This is a genomic window from Acinetobacter sp. ABJ-A23_2 (assembly GCF_044538765.1).
GTDB classification, from domain to species: Bacteria; Pseudomonadota; Gammaproteobacteria; order Pseudomonadales; family Moraxellaceae; genus Acinetobacter; species Acinetobacter nosocomialis_A.
In genome coordinates, this window is record NZ_JBIUCP010000037.1 from 22,372 (window position 1) to 43,324 (window position 20,953).

21 protein-coding genes are annotated in these 20,953 nt (G+C 39.5%); 5 read left to right on the forward strand and 16 right to left on the reverse strand.

Translation table 11 applies throughout. The annotated features are described in order from the left end of the window. Positions 1-63 precede the first annotated feature (63 nt). Positions 64-975 carry a bestrophin family protein gene (locus tag ACH63V_RS13075; RefSeq protein WP_017386906.1) on the forward strand — a complete coding sequence of 304 codons (912 nt, stop codon included), beginning with the start codon at positions 64-66 and terminating at the stop codon, positions 973-975. 47 nt (positions 976-1,022) lie between these two features. Here the strand turns inward: ACH63V_RS13075 and ACH63V_RS13080 are convergent, their stop codons facing one another. From ACH63V_RS13080 to ACH63V_RS13105, 6 genes are read right to left on the reverse strand one after another with little or no spacing between them, the layout of a single operon-like run. Continuing rightward, a complete protein-coding gene (locus ACH63V_RS13080; RefSeq protein ID WP_000642317.1) occupies positions 1,023-2,081 on the reverse strand; it encodes a 2,3-butanediol dehydrogenase in 1,059 nt (352 codons plus the stop codon). Positions 2,082-2,110: 29 nt separating this feature from the next. Beyond that, positions 2,111-2,896 carry an acetoin reductase gene (locus tag ACH63V_RS13085; protein ID WP_198308075.1) on the reverse strand — a complete coding sequence of 262 codons (786 nt, stop codon included), beginning with the start codon at positions 2,894-2,896 and terminating at the stop codon, positions 2,111-2,113. A 26-nt stretch (positions 2,897-2,922) separates the two neighbouring features. Further along, complete coding sequence (lpdA, locus tag ACH63V_RS13090; protein WP_396463752.1) at positions 2,923-4,326, reverse strand: dihydrolipoyl dehydrogenase; 1,404 nt, start codon at positions 4,324-4,326, stop codon at positions 2,923-2,925. A gap of 10 nt (positions 4,327-4,336) precedes the next feature. Beyond that, complete coding sequence (locus ACH63V_RS13095) at positions 4,337-5,860, reverse strand: 2-oxo acid dehydrogenase subunit E2 (RefSeq protein WP_396463753.1); 1,524 nt, start codon at positions 5,858-5,860, stop codon at positions 4,337-4,339. Position 5,861: 1 nt separating this feature from the next. Next, positions 5,862-6,881 (reverse strand): alpha-ketoacid dehydrogenase subunit beta, encoded by a 1,020-nt coding sequence (locus tag ACH63V_RS13100; protein WP_001133053.1) that lies wholly within the window; start codon positions 6,879-6,881, stop codon positions 5,862-5,864. 13 nt (positions 6,882-6,894) lie between these two features. Next, positions 6,895-7,857, reverse strand: coding sequence for a thiamine pyrophosphate-dependent dehydrogenase E1 component subunit alpha (locus ACH63V_RS13105; protein ID WP_001177517.1), 963 nt, complete (start codon positions 7,855-7,857; stop codon positions 6,895-6,897). A 362-nt stretch (positions 7,858-8,219) separates the two neighbouring features. On the opposite strand from ACH63V_RS13105, the gene lipA reads away from it, so the two are divergent. Both lipA and ACH63V_RS13115 read left to right on the forward strand, forming a co-directional pair. Then, entirely contained in the window at positions 8,220-9,206 is a 987-nt protein-coding gene (gene lipA / locus ACH63V_RS13110) for a lipoyl synthase (protein ID WP_396463754.1), read from the forward strand. Between the two features lie 157 nt (positions 9,207-9,363). Beyond that, a complete protein-coding gene (locus ACH63V_RS13115; RefSeq protein WP_151739921.1) occupies positions 9,364-10,503 on the forward strand; it encodes a helix-turn-helix domain-containing protein in 1,140 nt (379 codons plus the stop codon). A 47-nt stretch (positions 10,504-10,550) separates the two neighbouring features. Here the strand turns inward: ACH63V_RS13115 and ACH63V_RS13120 are convergent, their stop codons facing one another. Further along, positions 10,551-11,303 (reverse strand): TenA family transcriptional regulator, encoded by a 753-nt coding sequence (locus ACH63V_RS13120; RefSeq protein ID WP_263613663.1) that lies wholly within the window; start codon positions 11,301-11,303, stop codon positions 10,551-10,553. 320 nt (positions 11,304-11,623) lie between these two features. Here ACH63V_RS13120 and ACH63V_RS13125 point away from each other — a divergent pair, with 320 nt between their 5' ends. Next, positions 11,624-12,853, forward strand: a complete 1,230-nt coding sequence (locus ACH63V_RS13125; protein WP_396463755.1) for a GGDEF domain-containing protein — start codon at positions 11,624-11,626, stop codon at positions 12,851-12,853. A gap of 96 nt (positions 12,854-12,949) precedes the next feature. On the opposite strand, the gene aroC is transcribed toward ACH63V_RS13125, so the two are convergent. The 7 genes from aroC to ACH63V_RS13160 all read right to left on the reverse strand — a co-directional run bounded on the left by aroC (position 12,950) and on the right by ACH63V_RS13160 (position 19,306). Next, on the reverse strand, positions 12,950-14,041 hold the full coding sequence (gene aroC, locus ACH63V_RS13130; RefSeq protein WP_004708911.1) for a chorismate synthase: 1,092 nt from the start codon (positions 14,039-14,041) through the stop codon (positions 12,950-12,952). Positions 14,042-14,053: 12 nt separating this feature from the next. Beyond that, positions 14,054-15,058 carry a 50S ribosomal protein L3 N(5)-glutamine methyltransferase gene (gene prmB, locus ACH63V_RS13135; protein ID WP_311071201.1) on the reverse strand — a complete coding sequence of 335 codons (1,005 nt, stop codon included), beginning with the start codon at positions 15,056-15,058 and terminating at the stop codon, positions 14,054-14,056. A 237-nt stretch (positions 15,059-15,295) separates the two neighbouring features. Further along, positions 15,296-16,501, reverse strand: a complete 1,206-nt coding sequence (gene trpB, locus ACH63V_RS13140) for a tryptophan synthase subunit beta (protein ID WP_396463756.1) — start codon at positions 16,499-16,501, stop codon at positions 15,296-15,298. Positions 16,502-16,537: 36 nt separating this feature from the next. Next, the gene (locus tag ACH63V_RS13145) at positions 16,538-17,725 is read right to left on the reverse strand and encodes a VWA domain-containing protein (RefSeq protein WP_000498059.1); all 1,188 of its coding nucleotides are present in this window, start codon (positions 17,723-17,725) and stop codon (positions 16,538-16,540) included. A 15-nt stretch (positions 17,726-17,740) separates the two neighbouring features. Then, on the reverse strand, positions 17,741-18,592 hold the full coding sequence (locus ACH63V_RS13150) for a MoxR family ATPase (RefSeq protein WP_001271636.1): 852 nt from the start codon (positions 18,590-18,592) through the stop codon (positions 17,741-17,743). Between the two features lie 29 nt (positions 18,593-18,621). After that, complete coding sequence (locus tag ACH63V_RS13155; RefSeq protein WP_249668227.1) at positions 18,622-19,008, reverse strand: hypothetical protein; 387 nt, start codon at positions 19,006-19,008, stop codon at positions 18,622-18,624. Further along, positions 19,001-19,306: a YcgL domain-containing protein gene (locus ACH63V_RS13160; RefSeq protein WP_004701812.1), complete on the reverse strand. Its 306-nt coding sequence runs from the start codon at positions 19,304-19,306 to the stop codon at positions 19,001-19,003. The genes ACH63V_RS13155 and ACH63V_RS13160 overlap by 8 nt, the downstream gene beginning before the upstream one ends. 442 nt (positions 19,307-19,748) lie before the next feature. Here ACH63V_RS13160 and ACH63V_RS13165 point away from each other — a divergent pair, with 442 nt between their 5' ends. Further along, positions 19,749-19,913, forward strand: coding sequence for a hypothetical protein (locus tag ACH63V_RS13165; protein WP_000086293.1), 165 nt, complete (start codon positions 19,749-19,751; stop codon positions 19,911-19,913). Between the two features lie 73 nt (positions 19,914-19,986). Here the strand turns inward: ACH63V_RS13165 and ACH63V_RS13170 are convergent, their stop codons facing one another. Then, positions 19,987-20,322, reverse strand: coding sequence for a hypothetical protein (locus tag ACH63V_RS13170; RefSeq protein WP_311071209.1), 336 nt, complete (start codon positions 20,320-20,322; stop codon positions 19,987-19,989). Positions 20,323-20,457: 135 nt separating this feature from the next. Further along, a complete protein-coding gene (locus tag ACH63V_RS13175; protein WP_263613656.1) occupies positions 20,458-20,724 on the reverse strand; it encodes a hypothetical protein in 267 nt (88 codons plus the stop codon). Positions 20,725-20,953 lie beyond the last annotated feature (229 nt).

The following is a 20,953-nucleotide window of genomic DNA, read 5'->3' on the forward strand; positions in this document are numbered from 1 at the left end:
ATTTAGCTCATCTAAGGCGTATTATATTGCACTTGGTTTGGTTCGTTAGTTCAAAGGCTTTATATGATTGTTCGTGATAAAAGCAATGTATTTAAACTTTTATTTGCTTGGAAAGGAACAATTTTACCGAAGGTCTTGCCAGCACTGAGTTTTGTTGTACTTATTTCAGCCTGTGTGGTCTGGCTTTCTTATTATCATTGGATTCAAATTCCTACCGTACCTGCAATCGGATTTACAATCTTCGGCGTGATTCTTTCGATTTGTACAGGTTTTAGAAATAACGCATGTTATGACCGATGGTGGGAAGGTCGCAAGCTCTGGGGGGCTTTAATTGCCAATGCCAGACATATTGTTAGAGATAGCCATGTTCTAACCAATGAACAACGTGAACATTTAATTCATCAGGTCTTAATTTTTAGTAATTTATTGCGTGATCGTTTACGTCAACAAACAGTCGAACCCACAAAATTTCTTGAGCATGCCTATTTAAATAACTCTTCACTTAATTATTTAAATGAGCATATTAATGCACCGCAGTTTGTACTCGAAAATATTCAAAAAGATTTAGTTAAAATACTAAAGGACGGCGAAATTAGTGACATTATCTATAGCACCTTAAATCGACATATTGTTGAGCTAGGTAATATTCAAGCGGGTTGTGACCGAATTGCTGGCACGCCTTTACCCTACTCATATTCAGTACTTTTGCACCGTGCTGTTTATTGTTTCTGTTTCATCTTACCATTTAGCCTTGAAGCAGCTTTAGGTATTTGGACACCACTTATTGTCGGCTTAATTGCTTATATGTTTTTAGGTTTAGATGCCTTAAGTGCTCAAATTGAAGAACCTTTTGGTTTGCAAGAAAATGATTTACCGCTCGATTCAATTGTACGTTTAATTGAACGAGAGTCTTTAAGCTCTTTAGGACAACCATTACCCCCTATTATTGAAGCTCAAAACAACAACTTACTTTAATAAAAAAGAGCGATGATTCGCTCTTTTTTATAGGTTTAAGTGTCTATTTATGGATGTACGATAATCTTAACAGCTGACTCATTGTTATGAATTAAGGTTTCAAAACCTTGTGAAATCAAATCATCAAGTTGAATGCGCTGGGTAATAAAAGGTTCCAGATTTATTTTACCTTCTTCGACCAGTTTAATAGTTTCTTGATGGTCATTTACGTAGGCAATTGTGCCTCGTACATCAAGTTCTTTCATTACCACACTGTGCACATTAATTGATGCTGGGTGGCTCCAAATCGAAACAATAACAATAACACCTGTTGGTTTGACTGACGCGACCAAAGTATCTAACACCTTGTTAACGCTACTACATTCAAACGCGACATCGACGCCATTACCATTAGTAATTTTCATGACCTCAGAAACAACATCAACTTCTGACGGGTCTAAAATATAATCTGCGACTCCCGACTCTTTGGCTTTTTCTTTACGTTTGGCACTTAGTTCGGTAATGATGACCTTAAGACCTTTCGCTTTTAAAATTGCCGAAAGCAATAAACCAATTGGGCCCGCACCTCCAACCAGTGCAATATCTCCAGCTTTTGCGCCACTACGTACGAAAGCATGATGACCAACCGATAAAGGTTCAATTAAGGCTGCCTGATCTAGCGGGATTTTATTGGAAATTGGATGCACCCAACGGCGTTTAACTGCTATTTTCTCCGACAAACCACCGCCACGACCGCCTAAACCAATAAAGTTCATATTTTTGGAAAGATGATAATTATCGCCCGGTCCAGTCGGCACATCATCTGCCACAATATAAGGCTCTACGACGACATGTTGACCAATTTCAATATCATCAACACCTTCACCTACGGCATAAACCACACCTGAAAACTCATGTCCCATAGTAATCGGCGCAGATTCGCCTGAAATAGGATGCGGATGTCCACACGGTGGAATAAAAATCGGCCCTTCCATAAACTCATGCAAATCTGTACCACATATTCCACACCAAGCTACCTTAATACCTACAGTACCGGGAGTGACTTCTGGTTCAGGGATATCTTCAATACGAATATCGCCTCTGTCATAAAAACGCGCTGCTTTCATTATTATCTCCCTCAAATCAGGATGTTGTTTTAGCGATAGACAATGCCGCCGTCCGTTAAAATGGATTGACCCGTAATATAGTCCGAATCTTCACTTGCCAGAAAAGCAACTAATGCAGCTACATCATCTGGTGTTTGAGCTCTACCTAAAGCAATGCCTTCCACATACTTTTTATAAGTTTCACCGATTGCTGCACCGGTAATTTCAGCAAAACGTTTATCGATTTCAACCCACATGTCTGTTCCGACAATTCCGGGGCAATATCCATTTACCGTAATACCATGACTGGCATATTCTTTTGCCGCAGCTTGGGTAAGTGCTCGTACCGCAAATTTGGTTGCTGAGTAAATACCGAGTAAAGCAAACCCATCGTGGCCTGCAATTGAGCAAGCATTAATGATTTTTCCTTTATGTTGACGTTGCTTAAATTTTGCAGCAGCAGCCTGTATGCCCCACAGCACTCCACCAATATTGATATCAACAATTTTTTGAAATTCATCCGGTGTGATATCAGCAATCGCTTGAACTTGTGCAATTCCAGCATTATTAATCATGACATCAAACCCGCCAAGTGTCTGCTCAGCATGATTTATAGCGGAATACACTTGCTCGCGGTCACTTACGTCGGCAATAAATGTGCTCGCATTTACACCTAAAGCCTGAATTTCCTGCTGCACATCGTTCAATCGATCTTGTTTCATATCAACTAATGCAATATGTGCTCCTTCTTGCGCCAAGCGCAGGGCAATCCCACGGCCAATGCCTTGAGCTGCCCCAGTCACTAAAACGACTTTATTTTTTAATCCCTTAACCATGTTCAACTCCTGTAAATGTAGAATTTCTACATATGAATCGCTCGTTGCATTGAGGCCAAAATGGATTCATGCATGGCTTCTGATAAGGTTGGATGCGGGAAAATCACTTGAGCTAAACTTTCATCAGTTGCTTCTAAATATTTAGCAATGGCAAAGCCTTGAATATGTTCAGTCACTTCATGGCCGACCATATGTGCACCAAGTAATTCACCCGTCTCTGCATGTATCACCGTTTTCACAAAACCTGATGCATCACCAATTGCCAAAGCTTTGCCATTTGCTGTTAAAGAAAACTTGCCGATTCGTATAGGTAAATTCTTAGTTTTTGCTGCATTTTCCGTTAAACCGATACTCGCCACTTGTGGATGAGTAAAAATACAACCCGGAATCTGGCTACGATCGAGTGAATGGACGTTTGCTACACCAGCAATTTTCTCAACACATATCATGGCTTCATGGCTTGCTTTATGAGCGAGACACGGCGCTCCAGCAACATCACCAATTGCATAAAGCCCTGCTACGTTGGTTTTACAATAGTCATCAATTGCCACAAAACCTTGTGGATTGAGTTCTACACCTAAACGTTCTAGTCCTAGCCCCGTGGTATTAGGCTGTACACCAATTGCCGAAAGCACGCGGTCAAAAACAAGCGTTTGAACGTCACTTGCTGTTTCAACCACACAGTGGACTTGCTCATTTTCAATCTGAATACTTTGAACGACAGCATCGGTTAAGACTTTCATACCTTTTTGTTCAAATTGTTTTCTGACAAATTGGGCAACTTCCGCATCTTCAGTTGGTAAAATCTGCTTGGCTAAATCAATAAGGGTCACCTGACATCCCAAATCTTGATAAAGGCTAGCAAACTCACTACCAATTGCACCTGAACCTACAACCAGTAAACTTTTCGGTAACTGCTCTGGAACAAGCGCTTCTTTATAGCTCCAGACATATGTTCCATCGACAGGAAGTTGAGAAACATGTCGGGCTTTAGCTCCAGTTGCCAAAATGATATGTGGTGCACTCAAATCCTGACTGTTACCTTGAGCATCGGTCACTGCAATTTTTTCTTTTGCCGTAAGCTGAGCACGACCATTAAACACGGTCACCTGATTCTTTTTAAGTAAATAATCGATGCCTTGTACTAACTGAGCTGACACTTGGCGACTATGTTGCACAAGCTTTTGTATATCAAAATCGAGTTGAGATACCTGAAAACCAAACTGTCCGGCATGTTTAAACTGAGTTGCAAGCTCTGCCCCTGCAAGCAAAGCTTTAGTTGGAATACAGCCCCAATTTAGACAAATTCCGCCTAAATGTTGCTCTTCTACAATTGCGGTTTTTAAGCCGAGCTGGGCTGCACGAATTGCAGCCACATACCCACCCGGTCCCGCGCCAATCACAATTAAATCAAATTGAGCTTCTGACATGCGGGTTCTCCTACACCAAAATTAAAGCAGGATTTTCAACAAACTGCTTAAAGCTGGCCAAGAATTTCGCCCCAACTGCACCATCAATGACACGGTGATCGCATGACAACGTCGCTGTGACAATCTCACGAACCACTACATTGCCATTTTCGACAACAGCGCGAGATTCCGAAGCACCTAATGCCATAATTGCACCTTGCGGTGGATTAATAATGGCATCGAACTGTTTAATGCCTAACATTCCTAAATTTGAAATGCTAAAGCTGCCGCCCTGAAACTCATCAGGTTGTAACTTGCCAGTCTTGGCACGCGTTGCCAAATCACGCATGTCATCGGAAATTTGTGCTAAAGACTTCTGATTTGCTGCTTTTACAATGGGTGTAATTAAACCGTTTGGAATCGCTACGGCCACCGAAATATCCGCTTGAGAGAACTGTAAAATTGATTGAGTCGCCTCATCAAATTGAACGTTTACCTCAGGTACTTTAATCAGTGCCGCAGCAGCTGCTTTAATTAGCATGTCATTAATTGAAAGTTTCACTTGTGGAACGGTCTCATTAATCTGCTTACGTAGTTTTTGCAAAGCTTCAACGTTTAGATCGACCACTAAGCGGAAATGCGGTGCATTACGTTTTGCAGCCTGTAACCGTGAAGCAATCGCTTTACGCATACCATTCATCGCCATAGTAGTAACGGTCGATTGTGGTTGAGCAGCACATTGAGCAGATTGTTCATTTACCGAGGTTGGATTATTACGGTAATAAACCGCTTCAACATCTTCTTTACAGACACGGCCACGAGTACCTGAAACACGGCAGTCATTTAGGTTAATGCCCCATTGCTTTGCTAAACGGCGTGCTACAGGGGTTGCTGAAACTTGACTATCGTCGGCAGTAGATTTAACCACTTTAGCTTGAGTTTGCTGTTTAACATCAGGCCATTGACCTCCAGCAGCCTGCACAGCTTTCTGGATGTCTTGAACACTAATACGTCCTTCACGACCAGAACCTGTGACTTTTACCAAGTTTACATTGTGCTTTTCTGCAAGCTTTAACGCATGCGGTGTTGTAAACAACTCATCAGACGTTTGATAGCCTTGTAATGACTCTGGTACAGCATAGTCACCTTTAGCTACCTTTGCAGGAGCTGAAGCAGTCTGTGACTGTTCTGCTTTTTCAGCAACAGGTGCAAATGTTTCCGATTTACTTTGTTCCGAAGGTGCTTCAGGGGCCTTAGCTGCTGAACCACCTAATGATGCAATAAACGTTTCAATTTCTGCATCAGAAATTTCACTATCAGCACATACCGCAATAAGACCACCAACAAGTAAAGTATCACCATCTTTCGCTAAAATTTTACGGAGCGTTCCAGCAAAAGGCGCTTCTAATACATTGACGATTTTTGTGGTTTCAATTTCACAAATTTCATCGCCTTTATTAAAGCTATCACCCTCTTTAATTAACCATTGGGCAATCGTGCCTTCTTCCATGGATAATCCCCATTTCGGGATCTCCAGCGTTTTAATTTCGCTCATCCTAAGCCTCCAATGTTTTTCGCACAGCTTGCTCAATACGCTCTACACTTGGAATCCATTCTTTTTCTAAAACTGGAGAGAATGGAACAGGCGTATGTGGTGGCGTTACGAGTTCAACAGGTGCTTTCAAATAGTGGAAACCTTTTTGGGCGATTAGTGCAGCCACATCATGACCAAAACCACAGCGTGCCGCTGATTCATCCACAATAACCACACGCCCAGTCGACGCAACAGACTCTAAAATTCCTTCTTCATCCAGAGGTGAAATTGTACGAGGGTCTACCACTTCAACCGAAATACCATCTTTTGCCAGTTTGTCTGCCACTTCATTGGCACGGTGTACCATCAGCCCTAACGCAATAATGGTCACGTCTGTCCCTTCACGGGTATAATTTGCTACACCAAAAGGAATGGTATAGGCATCATCTGGAACTTCGCCTTTAATGTCATAAAGCATTTTATGCTCACAGAACACCACAGGGTCATCATCTCGAATAGCCTGAATTAATAGCCCTTTCACGTCGTATGGGCTAGATGGAACCACAACTTTTAAGCCCGGAACCGCAGCAAATACGTTATATGGAGATTGCGAATGCTGAGCTGCCGCAGAAAAACCTGCGCCAATCATGCCACGTACAACCATTGGGGCTTTTGCTTTTCCGCCAAACATATAACGGAATTTAGCGGCTTGGTTATAGAGCATGTCATGACACACACCATAGAAATCCATAAACATTAAATCGGCAACAGGACGTAAACCTGTTGCTGCAGCACCAGCGGCCATACCGATAATTGCAGACTCGGTAATTGGCGTATCAATAACACGTTCCGAACCAAATTCTGTCCATAAACCTTTGGTTACGCCCAATACACCACCGAAACCTTCTAATTGGTTTTCTTCAGTGTTTTTACCGCCGTGCCCACCGCGAACATCTTCACCAACAACAAATACGGTTGGATCACGGCGCATTTCTGATTCAATGGCTTCTTTAATTGCATTACGAAAACTTTTATTTGGCATCTTTACTATTCCTTTAGTAAGAGACATAGACGTCAGTAAGGAGTTGTTCTGGTTTTGGGTATGCCGCAGCACGGGCTTTAGCAACGGCATCATCAACATTTGCCTTTGAAGCTGCATCAATCTCGTCTAGTTTGGCTTCATCAATTTTGCCTTTGACTTTCTCACGGAAAATTTTCAAAGGATCTTTATTTTCTTTGATGAACTCGACTTCTTCTTTAGAACGAATCAAGCCAGGATCACCTTCGAAGTGACCATAAAAACGGTTTGTGATGGTTTCAATCACGCTTGGACCTTCACCACGGCGCGCGCGTTCAATGGCAGTTTGAGCGGCTTCATAGACGGCAAAGAAGTCTGTACCGTCAACTTTAACTGCCGGTAAACCAAAGCCTGCTGCACGACCAGCAATATCTTTGCTTCCTACAGCGTAATCATGACCAGTCCCCTCACCAAAACCGTTATTTTCAAAAACGAAAATCACAGGAAGTTTAAGAACAACAGCCATGTTCATCGCTTCAAAAGTAAGGCCTTGGTTTGAGCCACCATCACCTGTAAAAGACAGTCCGACGCCGCCAGTCTTTAAGGTTTTCGCTGTCAACGCTGCACCAATTGCTAAAGGAGGCCCACCACCCACAATCCCGTTGGCACCGAGCATACCTTTATCTAAATCGGCAATATGCATAGAACCGCCTTTTCCACGGCATAGCCCGTCATCTTTACCGAAAATTTCCAGCATCATGGCGTGAATGTCACAGCCTTTTGCAATACAGTGTCCATGTCCACGGTGTGTTGAAGTGATATAGTCTTTGTCGGTTAAATTTTCGCAAATCCCGACTGCTACAGCTTCTTCACCACTGTATAAGTGAATAAAGCCAGGAATATCACCATTGGTATTTTCTTCGTGAAGTCGATCCTCAAATTCACGAATATCGCGCATGCGTTTATATGCTGCGAGTAATTGCTCTTCCGTTAATTGCATATCCTTTTCCTTTATTATCTTGATTATTAAAAATCAACCAAGTTTCAGCGAGAGTTATATATTTCGCTATAAATAATAAAGCTCAATTTAATTTAATATGCTATTAGACTAAAAAGTTTTAAATGGTTTTTATGGTTATTATTTTTTATTTTTCAAAAACTTGCATAGCAAAAATAAAATTAAAAAATTTTAATACATTTCATTGACTTGTAAAACAAACCTTTAACCAACCTTTATTAATTTATAATATTTGCTGTGTACTACGCTCATTAATAAACTCCATATTCCTTATTTAAATTATAAGGATTTTTATTATATAGAGTCTAGTTGAAAATTATTTAATATAAAATGGAATTTTATATATGGACTTAAAAAGGCAAATAGAAACTGGTATTAAATTAAGAGGAGCGGATAAAGTTGCTCGCATTCCGATTAAAATTTTACCTACAGAAGAGTTACCCACTAAACCGGATTGGATTAGAGCCAAAATAACCGATTTTGAAGAAATTAAACGCATAAAAAATTTGCTGCGCCAACAGAAGTTACACAGTGTTTGCGAAGAAGCGGCGTGTCCAAATTTACCGGAATGTTTTGGTGAAGGTACGGCAACATTTATGATTATGGGCGATATCTGCACTCGTCGCTGCCCATTTTGTGATGTCGCTCATGGTCGTCCAAAACCGCTGGATGAAGATGAACCTAAGCATCTGGCAGAAACAGTCGCAAATCTAAACTTAAAGTATGTCGTGATTACCTCTGTAGACCGCGATGATCTACATGATGGCGGCGCTGCACATTTTGTAAAGTGTATTGAAGAAATTAGAAAACGTTGTCCAGAAACATTGATTGAGATTTTAGTACCAGATTTTCGCGGTCGTTTAGAGACAGCGCTTTCAACTCTAAGCTTATCTCCTCCAGATGTGTTTAATCATAATATTGAGACGGTTCCTCGTTTATATAAAGCGATGCGCCCCGGTTCAGATTATCAACATTCACTAGAGTTACTTAAACGTTTTAAAGCATATTGTCCCGATATCAAAACCAAGTCTGGCTTAATGGTTGGATTAGGAGAAATTGAAGCTGAGGTTATTGCTCTACTCAACGATTTAAAAGATCATGATGTAGATTTAGTGACTATTGGACAATATTTACAGCCCTCTAAATCACATGCCCCTATTCACCGGTTTGTGAAGTTACAAGAATTTGAAAGATACACTCAGCATGGCCAGCGTTTAGGCTTTAAAAATATCTGGAGTGCGCCAATGGTTCGTTCTAGCTATTTTGCCGATCGGCAATATTTCGGTGAACCTGCACCAAAGCCATTTTCAAGAGAGGATGTTTTGTCATAGGGCGAGGCGAAATAACAAAATTTACCCAATAGGATAATAGTCAAACCGTTTAAAATTATTTAAGGTAAATGAAATAACGAGGAAATAGTCACAATAAGAAAGCTAAACCTGTTGAGCGGCCACGGATACGCCATTTCAACGATAAAGGAACTTCGATATGGATATGTCAAAACAATTATTATTGCCTTCTACAGACAACCTTCCGTCTTTCTTTAGACCGGAAACAATCTCTGAAACGCCTTGTTTAGGAAAAAAGCCGTCACTCGATCTAGATGCGGCTCCTATATTTGATCTAGATCAGGAATGGCAACATTCCTTATTTGGTCGTTCAATCCAAGAGTGTCATAGAAATTTGATGCACATTGCTGAAGATGCAGATATGGCAATTGGGGTAACTGACCCTCACGGTACTTTACTCTGGACATGGAGTAGTACACCTATGCGTTCATCTGCTGAACAAGTCCATTTTGTTGAAGGTGGGCAATGGTCCACTCAAGCGGTTGGTCAAAATGCAATTGGTCTTGCACTTAATACACATTCAGCAAGCTGTGTTTATTCGCATGAAAATCAGATGAACAGCGTTAGAGACTGGGTATGTTATGCAGCCCCTATCACCGATGCAAACACAGGCCAGTTTTACGGCATTATGAACCTATCAACGAAGTACCAAAAGCATAACTCTCTTGGAATTTTAGCCGTTGAACGTTGTGCCGATATCGTAAAACAAGCCATTCAACTTCATCAAAAAAACATTTTATATATTAAGGCTCTAGGCACACCTAAAGTTCAATATAACCAACATGGTTTAACACTAACGCAGCGCCAAATCGAAATTTTATGTATTCTTGCGTTGTGTCCAGAAGGTATAAACCTAGAAGAACTGCACTACGCTTTATATGGCGACCGCCCAGTGAGTACCACTACACTAAAAGCCGAGCTTTCACAGCTTCGAAACCTGATTCCCGATGTGATCGAGTCGCGACCATATAGACTTAACTGTGAAATTCAATGTGACTTTCTTATGGCTGAGCAGGCATTAAACCTAGGTTTTACTGCAACCACTTTAACACTTTATAGAGGTAGTTTTTTAGCCAAGTCAGAAAGTCCATTTTTATGTGCTTGGAGAGACTGTTTTGATGCTCGATTGAGCCATGTAATTTATCAAATTGACGATATAGACCAACTGTTACGTGTAGTCAGTCGTGTACCTGACCGTGTGGATGCCGTTGAACGCCTACTTGAATTATTACCCGAAGAAACACCTTATCGGGCAAAACTTTTAAAATTACTTGAATAAAATAAAAGAGAGAATATCTAACAATATTCTCCCTTTTTTAAATGAGATCAAGCAGAAGCTTTAAGCTGTACTCTATAGCAATCATCTAAAGCCAGCTCGTAATAACGTAATCCTTCTTCGGCAGCATGAAATGCTTTTTGCTGCCAATCTGGTCGGTCATTCGACAAACGTTTAATCAACTCCATGGCTTCATAAGGATGTAAGTCATCATAATGAGCATGAGCACGTAACCAAGCTAAAGAACGCTTATCAATCGTGACGTCAGGGTGGTCTGTATAAGCATGAATACCTTTATAGACCTGAATAGACCAGTCGCCTGTTGCCCATTCAATTGCTAAATTGGTCGCAGCTAAACATTCAGCTAAGTTGCCACGGTGACTCATATTCCATAAAAAGTGATTCACCGCATTCATTGCAGCTGGGGGCCGCACGCTATCAAGCTGGTCTACAGTTAACCCAAAACCCTTCGCCCAATCACGATACCACTGTAAATGGCGTTCTTCGACTTTAATATTTTGAATTAACCAATCTCGTGTTTCTGTTACACCCGGTTCAGCAAAAGCAGTCGCCTTAGCTAATGCACCAGCCATATATGACGGGAAATGTGCAACCAGTGGATAGAAATTAAGTAAAGCATAACGGAAACTTTCTAGGCTCAATCCCCCATTGGCCATTTCAGTAAAAAACGGATGTTTACTCACCCGCTCCTTAACTGGTAAAAGATCATCCCAAAACCGCTGAGACCATTCATTATGCGCTGTAATTTCTAAACTCATTCCATATTGATTTAAAGCAGTCATTGCTAATTTTCCTATTTATATGACAGCAATCATCTGTACTTCACGGCTATAAGTCTATCCGAAAATGATAAAGATACAATCTTTAATCGACCATTAGTAATTTTTTCTCAAAGGTTTTGAATCTTTAGATAATTGTGACGCTAATCATTGAAATGTCGTGATTTTTATCACAATAAGGGCCTATAAAAATCATTACTTTTTTAAAAAATCTGTATTATTATTTTGAATAAACCACACAATATATAACCAATATTTTTAGATGGAACTTTAATAAAACAAGTCGCATTTTATGCCAACTTCCAATATAGAGAGCATTAATTATGAAGTTGCAAGGTTCCAATATATTGGGACAGGAACAAATAGATTTATTAACCACACGCGGATTAAATTTCGTATGGTTTCCAAAGCAACTTGAAACGATCTATCGTTTTCAATATCAAAATGGTGCGGCCTATGAGTTTCGCTATAGAGCACCTATTATTTTAATATTATATTTATTTTTAAGCTTTGGTATATACCAAGTCTTACCAACCGACCAAGTTTTATCCTGGTTAAGCTATTATTCTTGGGTAGGTATAATTGTTTTAATTGCATGGATTTTATCGTTTATTAAAAAATTAAATCAGTGGTTTGATTATTATGTTGGAATTGGCTCTGCTTCCGCTGTCGCTATCACCTTTATTTTAATTAACGTTTTAGAAAATGGCCAAGATAATGTACTTTTTCATGCAGCAATGATGTATGCGATTGTGATTATCTATGGTGCGGTAGGTATGCGCTTTTATACTGCGATCATTGCAGGATGGGTCGGCGGTTTGGTTGGTATTTTAGTCAGTACTTATGTGAAAGGCGACATAGATTGGACCTTTTTGAATCGCACATATACGTTTAGTAGTTTCTTAGGAATGACGCTTGCCTATGCTACAGACCGTCAACACCGAGAAAACTATTTACAAAACTGTATGATTGAGCTCAACCGTATTGAACTCATGCAACAAGCGCAGCAGTTGTCTTTGCTTTCACAGCAAGATGCTTTAACTGGGCTTGCTAACCGACGTTATCTTGATGAAACACTAGATAATGAATGGCGTCGTGCACTACGCCATGAAACACCACTTACTATTATGATGGTGGATATCGACTTTTTTAAACCCTATAACGATACCTTAGGACATCTTAAAGGCGATCAGTGCTTAAAAGATATTGCTACAGCAATTTCTTCAATTGCTGCTCGTAGTGGCGATTTAGTTGCCCGTTATGGTGGCGAAGAATTTTTACTTCTCTTCCCTATGACCAATGCTCAGCAAGCCCAAATTCAAGTCGAAAGATTAATGAACGCAATTAAAAAAATTGCCATTATTCATCCATGTAGTAACGTTTCACCATACGTAACCATTAGTGTGGGTGTGGCAACCACAATTCCACGTTTAAATGATTCAATTTCTGCCTTTGTTAGCCGCGCAGACCATGCACTCTATCAAGCAAAAACGAATGGCCGTAATCAGTATCAAATTGCTGTAAATCAAGAACAAATTGTAGATTTAACTTAATTATTCATGGGTCTATTTAATTAAAAAATTGCTCTCAATAACAATAAAAAAGCCACATACTTTGAGTTATGTGGCTTTTTTACGTCAACCAACTATCTATGGTTCAATTGGCGCAAATGGTGGAACAACATCTGCGTTTTGAGCACGATGGCGTAAGAAATGATCCATTAAAACAATTGCTAACATTGCTTCAGCAATTGGAGTTGCTCGAACCCCCACGCACGGGTCATGACGGCCTTTAGTCAACACATCAGTATCTTCACGATTTAAATTAATCGTTTTACCTGGAGTAGTAATACTTGCTGTTGGTTTTAGTGCAATCGCCACACGAATGGTTTGACCACTTGAAATACCACCTAAAATACCGCCAGCATGATTCGCTAGAAAACCATGACTAGTCAATTCATCACGTGTTTCATGACCAAACTGACCCGCTACAGCAAAACCATCACCAATTTCAACACCTTTAACCGCATTAATACTCATCATGGCATGTGCGATATCAGCATCTAAACGGTCAAAAACAGGCTCACCCCAACCTACAGGAACTTTCTCAGCTAAGATTTCTAGCTTAGCGCCACAGCTGGTGCCTTGTTCACGTAAAGACGTCACCAATGCTTCAAAACGAGGAACAGCATCTACGTCGCCACAGAAAAACGGATTATTTGGAACTTCATTCCAATCGAGTTTTTCAGCAACTTCGTTACCAATTTGAGTGACATGACCACGAATCAAGACACCAAATTTTTCTGCTAAATATTTCTTCGCAATAGCACCAGCTGCAACACGCATAGCAGTTTCACGAGCACTTGAACGGCCACCACCACGATAATCACGGAAACCATACTTTTGTGTATAAGTATAATCCGCGTGACCCGGTCTAAAGGTTTGCGCAATATTCCCATAATCTTTCGATTTTTGGTCAGTATTACGAATGAGTAAACCAATTGGTGTACCTGTGGTTTTACCCTCAAATACCCCTGAAATGATTTCAACTTGATCAGGTTCTTTACGCTGGGTAGCAAATTTCGATGTACCAGGCTTACGGCGGTCCAAATCTATTTGCAGATCTTCTTCAGTTAATGCAAGGCCTGGTGGCACTCCATCAACAATTGCCATTAAACCAACACCATGCGATTCACCGCATGTGGTTACACGAAAGAGTTGTCCAATAGTGTTCCCTGCCATACGTACAACTCCTTAAGCTTGTTCTGCAAATAATTTTCTATAACGACGACATTGTTCAGCAGTCAAAGCAAAAATACCTGAACCACCTTTTTGGAAAGTAAGCCAGTTAAACTCAACAGTATTGAAGTTCTGACGCATAGCCCATTCAGAGTTACCGACTTCAATTACAATTAAACCATCTTCTGTTAAATAATCTGCCGCTTGAGCTAACATTTTACGAACTAAGTCTAAACCATCTTGTCCTGCTGCTAATGCAAGTTCAGGCTCATGCAAAAACTCTTCCGGTAAGTCAGCCATATCTTCGGCATCAACGTACGGAGGATTACTTACGATTAAATCGTACTGATTTTCAGCTGGAATCTTGGCAAACAAGTCAGATTCAAGTAACGCAACTTGATATTGCTTATTGTGGTGTTCAACATTAATTGAAGCTACTTCTAAAGCTTCTTTAGAAATGTCTGTTGCATCTACTTCTGCGTCTGGATAAGCATAAGCTAAAGCCACTGCAATACAGCCAGAACCTGTACACATATCTAAAATACGTTGTGGTGTCTTAGGCTTGGTATTTTCTGGTAGGTTGTTGAGTGCTTCACGCATTTGACCATTTTCATCTAAACAATACGGCGCAAAACGTTGCTCAATTAATTCTGCAATTGGTGAACGTGGAATAAGTACACGCTCATCTACATAAAATGGCTTATTGAAGAAGTAAGCTAAATTTAATAAATAAGATGTCGGAATACGATCATTAATACGACGCTCCAACAAACTTAAAAATTCTGCTTTTTCACTTGGTAAAAGCTTAGCATCTAAAATTTCTGCGTCTGCTGACCATTCAAGAGATAAGGTTTGTAAAACTAATGCAGAGCTTTCTGCAAAATAATCTTCAGTACCTTGTCCTAAATGTGCATCATGTTGACGTAATGCTGATACCCCAAAACGAATAAAATCTCGAATTGTTGATAAATTTTCAGCAGCTTCCTGTAAATGTTCAGGGCTAATCGTCGGTCGCTCCACTTAGGCGTCTCCAAAGGCAAATTTTGCAAAGTGACTATTCTACTGAGTGAGACAAAGCAACGCAACGCTTTGCCTTGTGAACCAGTGTTTTACATATCAATCTATGACAATCACACGTTAAAATCAGAATACTTTGTTTTAATTAAGAAATAATGAACTTTATAAGTAACGCTAAAGATAGTCTTTGAAACAAAAAAGCGGCCTTTAAATACTGACCGCTTATTAACTCTAGTTGTCTTAAAGCTTAAGCTTTTCTGCAACATAGTCAGAATCTTTATCTCCACGACCCGACAGATTCACCACAATCATGGTTTCTTTCGGTAGCTTTGGTGCTTCGCGAATTGCCCAAGCCACAGCGTGTGAGCTTTCAAGCGCAGGAACAATCCCCTCAACACGCGATAATGTCATAAAAGCATTTAAACATTCTTGATCAGTTGCAGTGCTATATTCCACACGTCCTAAATCTTTTAAGAAACTATGCTGTGGACCAACACCTGGATAGTCCAATCCTGAAGCAATAGAATGCACAGGTAAAGGTTCACCAGCCTCATTTTCAAGTACATAACATGCCATGCCATGAATTTGGCTTGGTTTACCTAATGTTAGGGTTGCTGAGTGCATATTGGTATCTAACCCATGTCCAGCGGGTTCAACTCCAACAAGTTTTACATCTGGATCATTTAAAAATGCCGTAAAGGCACCAATCGCATTTGAACCACCACCAACACATGCCACCACATAATCTGGATTTTTTCCAAAGCGCTGGTATGTTTGATCTTTAATTTCATTGCCAATAATTGATTGGAAATCTCGAACCATTTTCGGAAATGGATGTGGCCCAACCACAGAACCAATCGCATAAATAAAGTTTTTAGGGTCTTTTAAATATTCTTCAAACGCACTATCTACAGCATCCTTTAAGGTTGCTGTACCACGAGTGACTGAAACTAAATGAGCACCCAAAATTTTCATTTTGACCACGTTTGGATGTTCTTTTTCAATATCAACTTGCCCCATATGAATTTCACATGGAATACCCACTAGAGCACAAGCCGTTGCTAAAGCCACCCCATGTTGACCCGCACCCGTCTCGGCAATGACTTTCTTTTTGCCCATATACTTAGCAAGTAGAGCCTCACCTAAACAGTGATTGATTTTATGGGCACCGGTATGATTTAAGTCTTCACGCTTTAAATAAATTTGCGCGCCACCTAATTGCTCAGAAAGACGTTTTGCATGAAATAAAGGACTTGGACGGCCGACATAATTTGCAAAGAGGTCTGATAATTCATTTTGAAATTCTGATGTATGGCGAATTTCTTCATAAGCAACATTAATTTCATCCATTGCTTCTTTTAAATGCGGAGGAATAAATTGACCTCCATACTCACCAAAAAATCCTTGTTCATTCGGCAAAGCAATACCATTAATTTGATGTTGCATATCATCCCTCTTTTTAAATTATTAAAGTTATCAAGTTTATCGAGAAAGGTAGCGCGTTAAGTCTTCAATGCCTTTTAGGGTCATTGGGTACATATGGTTTTCAAAAATCTCTTTAATCCAACCAATCGTCTGTGTGTAATGCCAATACCCTTCTGTTTCAGGGTTTAACCATGCTGTTTTATCAAAATGTTGACGTAGGCGACGTAACCAAACTTCACCTGCTTCATCATTCATATATTCAACCGAGCCACCTACCGATTTCAGCTCATACGGTGCCATACTGGCATCACCTACCACAATTACCCGATAGTCGCGTCCGTAAGTATGAAACAAATCCCATGTATTCATACGCGTAGCTGTTCTTCGATAGTTATCTTTCCAAACATAGTCATAGAGACAATTGTGGAAATAAAAGTATTCAAGTGTTTTGAATTCTGTTTTAGCTGCGCTGAATAACTTTTCACATTGGGCAATATGAGCATCCATTGAACCGCCCACATCAAACAACATCAGTACTTTGATTCGATTACGACGCTCTGGCACCATCTGAACATCCAAGATACCTTGCTTGGCTGTTTCCCGAATTGTTCCGTCAACATCTAGCTCTTCAGCTGCACCTTGGCGAGCAAATTTGCGTAACCGTCGCAAAGCAATTTGCATCTGACGAGTTCCAAGAACTTGGTCGTCATCTAGGTTTTGGTATTTACGCTGTTCCCAGACTTTAACCGCCGAACGTTTACGACCCGGCCCACCAATTCTGACGCCTTCTGGATGGTCACCGAAAGCACCAAAAGGTGAAGTTCCACCTGTGCCAACCATACGGTTACCACCTTGGTGTTTTTTATGCTGTTCGCGTAAGCGTTCCTCTAGCATTTTCATCAGTTCTTCTAAAGAACCTGCTTTTTGAAGTTCAGCCCTTTGCTCTGGTGTTAAATGCTTTTCGAGAAGTTCTAAATCAAACCAGTCTTTTGGTAGTTTATGGACTTGCTTGAGTAACTCATCGATATCAAAGGTTTCTATGCCATCAAAGTAATCTTTCATGGCACGATCGAACTTATCAAAAAAGCGTTCATCTTTAACTAAAATTGTTTTAGCAAGTTGATAGAACTCTTCCTGATCGGCAAAAACTAAGCCTTCACTCACCGCACGATTTAAGTCAATGAGTTCACGAGTTGTAACTGGAACACCATATTTTCGTAAGGTGTAAAATAACCGCACAAACATGGGTTATTCCCTCCTTTAACGTCGCGACATGAAAGCCAAACGTTCAAGCAGTTGCACATCTTGTTCATTTTTAATAAGTGCGCCATACAAAGGTGGAATAGCTTTTGATGTATCTCGATTACGTAGTACATCTTCAGGCATATCATCTGCCATAAGCAGACTTAGCCAATCGATCAGTTCAGATGTAGATGGTGGTTTCTTCAAATTAGGAATTTCACGGAGTTTGAAGAAAACTTGAAGTGCTTCATTTACCAAAGTCGCAGAGATATTTGGGAAATGTACCGAAATAATTTCACGCATAGTTGCTTCGTCTGGAAATTCGATGTAGTGGAAGAAGCAACGACGCAGGAACGCATCTGGTAATTCTTTTTCATTATTTGAAGTAATAATTACGATTGGACGTTGAGTAGCCGTAATCGTTTCGCCTGTTTCATAAACATAAAAAGACATCTTATCAAGTTCATGTAACAAGTCATTTGGAAACTCGATGTCCGCCTTATCAATTTCATCAATTAAAAGCACACAACGCTCTTCACTGGTGAAAGCTTCCCACAGTTTACCGGGCTTAATATAGTTCTTAATATCGTAAACACGATCATCACCCAATTGACTATCACGCAAGCGAGACACAGCATCGTATTCATATAAGCCTTGCTGTGCCTTAGTTGTTGACTTAATGTGCCAAGTGATGAGTTTTAAACCAAGACTTTCTGCCACTTGCTCAGCAAGTAAAGTTTTACCTGTACCCGGCTCACCTTTAACCAATAAAGGCTTTTGCAAGGCACGAGCTGCTTTTACAGCAAGTTTAAGACTATCAGTCGCGATATATTGATCTGTACCGGTAAAATGTTGGGTATCAGCAGACATGTAGAGACCTTATTTTTCTATTTCAATGGTTAGATGGAACGCATGCTTTTGTTTGTTGTATATTTTGACCAACAATAGCCAATAACCAAACCTAGACCGATTACAAATAGAATTAAGGATAAATTTGACCAGATTAAAGGACTGTCTTTCGTTAAAACACCAAACAGTAGTCCAAAAATAGCTGGTGCTACAGATGCATTCGGCCCTTCCGAAACGGTTGGCGTCACCAAAATAGCAAAAACAACTAACCAGCTTATTGCACCAAAAGTAGCAGGTAAGCGGCGCATTAAACGCCACCAACACCACAAGGCAATAATAGCGCCAACGCCATAAGCTGTTAAAGCAATGATCTCTTCAGGAATTGCATCGAGAGAAGAAAGTAATTGATTTAAAACTCCAGCTTGATCTTCACGCACCACGTAAGCCCTCTGGTTCAACTGCATTTGGGTTAATTAGCCCTTCTGGCGGCATCTGAATAAAGAAACCTTTTGTTTGTAATGAGTCTAGAACATGTAAAACATTTACACGCGCTAATTTACGTGTTGGAGCTAATTCTAAATGCATGACAAACGTTGCACGACCAAATGCTTGTAAAACAGCTTCTGGAACTTTTTCAAACGGATCAGTTTGCTCCGTATCATCAGGATAGTTTGGACGAGCAATATAAATGTACATTTCATCTTTTTTGCTCGATCTATAAATATCACAGTGCATTTCAAATCAACTCTTGAACTAAGGACAGCATACATGAAAAAAAACAACAGACACACGCAGGTTTGTTTACGCATCAGTCGTTTTTTCTTTTCTTGCGAAATATTAACCCACAACAATCATCAAGGTCGATAAATAACTTTTAATTTTCTAAAGTTTTAAATTTTTCAACCTTTATTAAGCTGTTAATTTTACATAAAAAATCTTTTTATTTACTTTTATAAAATGAAAAAATTACATTTTAAAAACAATAAAACTCAGCTCAAAACAGATTGAACTCAGCTTAATTTATTGAAAATAATAAATTTAATTTAACTAAAATTTAAAATAAGTTCTAAATAAGATTCAACTTATGCATACAGGATAAGACATTATTTAACCGATTTTAAATTCGGATGTGTTTCAATAGTAGAAGATCTTAAAACAAAATACGGAGGTCTATGCTATGTCTCGTGGCGATAAATCATCTTATACAGCAAAGCAAAAGCGTCAGGCTAAACATATTGTTGAGAGTGAAGTAGATAGAGGTCATTCTCAAGAAGAAGCTGAACGTATTGCATGGTCTACTGTCAATAAACAAGATGGCGGTGGCAAGAAAAAATCACATTAAAATTACTACTGGATACTTCTTTGGTTAACTTGATGACTAAAGAAGTATCCTACTAATAAGCTAAACAAAGATTTTAAAAGACTCTTGCACTCTGCATATAGTCATTACTCACCTGATTTAAAGCACTCAAAATTATGCTGTCATCTTGAGTAAGTAAGGCTTTATTTAAATGACTCATGTAATTCATTAACGTTTCTTTAGAAGCTTGCGCAAACTCGGTAGTCACTGCTTCATCTTCATATAAGATGACATAACTACGAGCAAACCCATAAATGAGATAAGTTGCTGCTTTTTCATTTAAATCTGAAGATTGCTTGAGATACTGCTCACACACATTTTTTAAGTTTTTAAATGCATCTGTACCAGTAGATTGATTTTTGAAAGATGAAAGTATTGTTTGGAAGTTCATATCCATATTCCACTCAAAAAGTAAAGCTACAGAAGAAGCATAAACCTGTCAAACAATATATTGATTTTTATAAATTTAGATTGTAAAAAATTATAAGAAACGCCCTAAAGTATGGGCGTTTGATTGCACAAAAGTTTAGAAACTAACTTCAATATTGACCGTTGTACCAGACTGTTCAATATTTGTTGAAACATTGAAACCTCGCGTCTTTAGCTCTTCCTCTACCTGTGTAATATGTTCAGGATGCAAAGCATCTATTGGAAATTGAAACACTGCTCGACGTTTACCTTCTTTCGAGATTTCCTCAGTTCCAGTTAAGATTTTTTCCAACAATATTGCTTGATCTATTTTGACATCTTTAGCATTTTTTCTTGCCTGTTCAGCATTAAAATTATTAGTCATGTTTATCTCTCTAGTTATTAGTAACTTTCATTTATAGCATAAAAAATTAATCTCAATATTAACTTATTATTGATTTTAAAAACTTTTTACGGCTGTACAAATAAAATTAGAGGCCTCCACTCCCCGAGAAGGCCTCTATATTTCTGCACCGAAACAAACTTATAGTTATATATTGTTTATTTTGAAATTGTTTTTCTTGATGCCAAGAATATACAGACCTGTATATATA

What these genes read in the sequence shown, in the direction of transcription:
- ACH63V_RS13150 (WP_001271636.1), bottom strand. Translation starts at nt 18,592, where the DNA reads ATGTCTGCTGATACCCAACATTTTACCGGTACAGATCAATATATCGCG.
- trpB (WP_396463756.1), bottom strand. Translation starts at nt 16,501, where the DNA reads ATGCAACATCAAATTAATGGTATTGCTTTGCCGAATGAACAAGGATTT.
- ACH63V_RS13145 (WP_000498059.1), bottom strand. Translation starts at nt 17,725, where the DNA reads ATGTTTGTGCGGTTATTTTACACCTTACGAAAATATGGTGTTCCAGTT.
- ACH63V_RS13120 (WP_263613663.1), bottom strand. Translation starts at nt 11,303, where the DNA reads ATGACTGCTTTAAATCAATATGGAATGAGTTTAGAAATTACAGCGCAT.
- ACH63V_RS13160 (WP_004701812.1), bottom strand. Translation starts at nt 19,306, where the DNA reads ATGCACTGTGATATTTATAGATCGAGCAAAAAAGATGAAATGTACATT.
- ACH63V_RS13100 (WP_001133053.1), bottom strand. Translation starts at nt 6,881, where the DNA reads ATGCCAAATAAAAGTTTTCGTAATGCAATTAAAGAAGCCATTGAATCA.
- ACH63V_RS13125 (WP_396463755.1), top strand. Translation starts at nt 11,624, where the DNA reads ATGAAGTTGCAAGGTTCCAATATATTGGGACAGGAACAAATAGATTTA.
- ACH63V_RS13115 (WP_151739921.1), top strand. Translation starts at nt 9,364, where the DNA reads ATGGATATGTCAAAACAATTATTATTGCCTTCTACAGACAACCTTCCG.
- ACH63V_RS13095 (WP_396463753.1), bottom strand. Translation starts at nt 5,860, where the DNA reads ATGAGCGAAATTAAAACGCTGGAGATCCCGAAATGGGGATTATCCATG.
- ACH63V_RS13170 (WP_311071209.1), bottom strand. Translation starts at nt 20,322, where the DNA reads ATGAACTTCCAAACAATACTTTCATCTTTCAAAAATCAATCTACTGGT.
- lipA (WP_396463754.1), top strand. Translation starts at nt 8,220, where the DNA reads ATGGACTTAAAAAGGCAAATAGAAACTGGTATTAAATTAAGAGGAGCG.
- ACH63V_RS13080 (WP_000642317.1), bottom strand. Translation starts at nt 2,081, where the DNA reads ATGAAAGCAGCGCGTTTTTATGACAGAGGCGATATTCGTATTGAAGAT.
- ACH63V_RS13175 (WP_263613656.1), bottom strand. Translation starts at nt 20,724, where the DNA reads ATGACTAATAATTTTAATGCTGAACAGGCAAGAAAAAATGCTAAAGAT.
- ACH63V_RS13075 (WP_017386906.1), top strand. Translation starts at nt 64, where the DNA reads ATGATTGTTCGTGATAAAAGCAATGTATTTAAACTTTTATTTGCTTGG.
- ACH63V_RS13085 (WP_198308075.1), bottom strand. Translation starts at nt 2,896, where the DNA reads ATGGTTAAGGGATTAAAAAATAAAGTCGTTTTAGTGACTGGGGCAGCT.
- aroC (WP_004708911.1), bottom strand. Translation starts at nt 14,041, where the DNA reads ATGGCAGGGAACACTATTGGACAACTCTTTCGTGTAACCACATGCGGT.
- lpdA (WP_396463752.1), bottom strand. Translation starts at nt 4,326, where the DNA reads ATGTCAGAAGCTCAATTTGATTTAATTGTGATTGGCGCGGGACCGGGT.
- ACH63V_RS13165 (WP_000086293.1), top strand. Translation starts at nt 19,749, where the DNA reads ATGTCTCGTGGCGATAAATCATCTTATACAGCAAAGCAAAAGCGTCAG.
- ACH63V_RS13105 (WP_001177517.1), bottom strand. Translation starts at nt 7,857, where the DNA reads ATGCAATTAACGGAAGAGCAATTACTCGCAGCATATAAACGCATGCGC.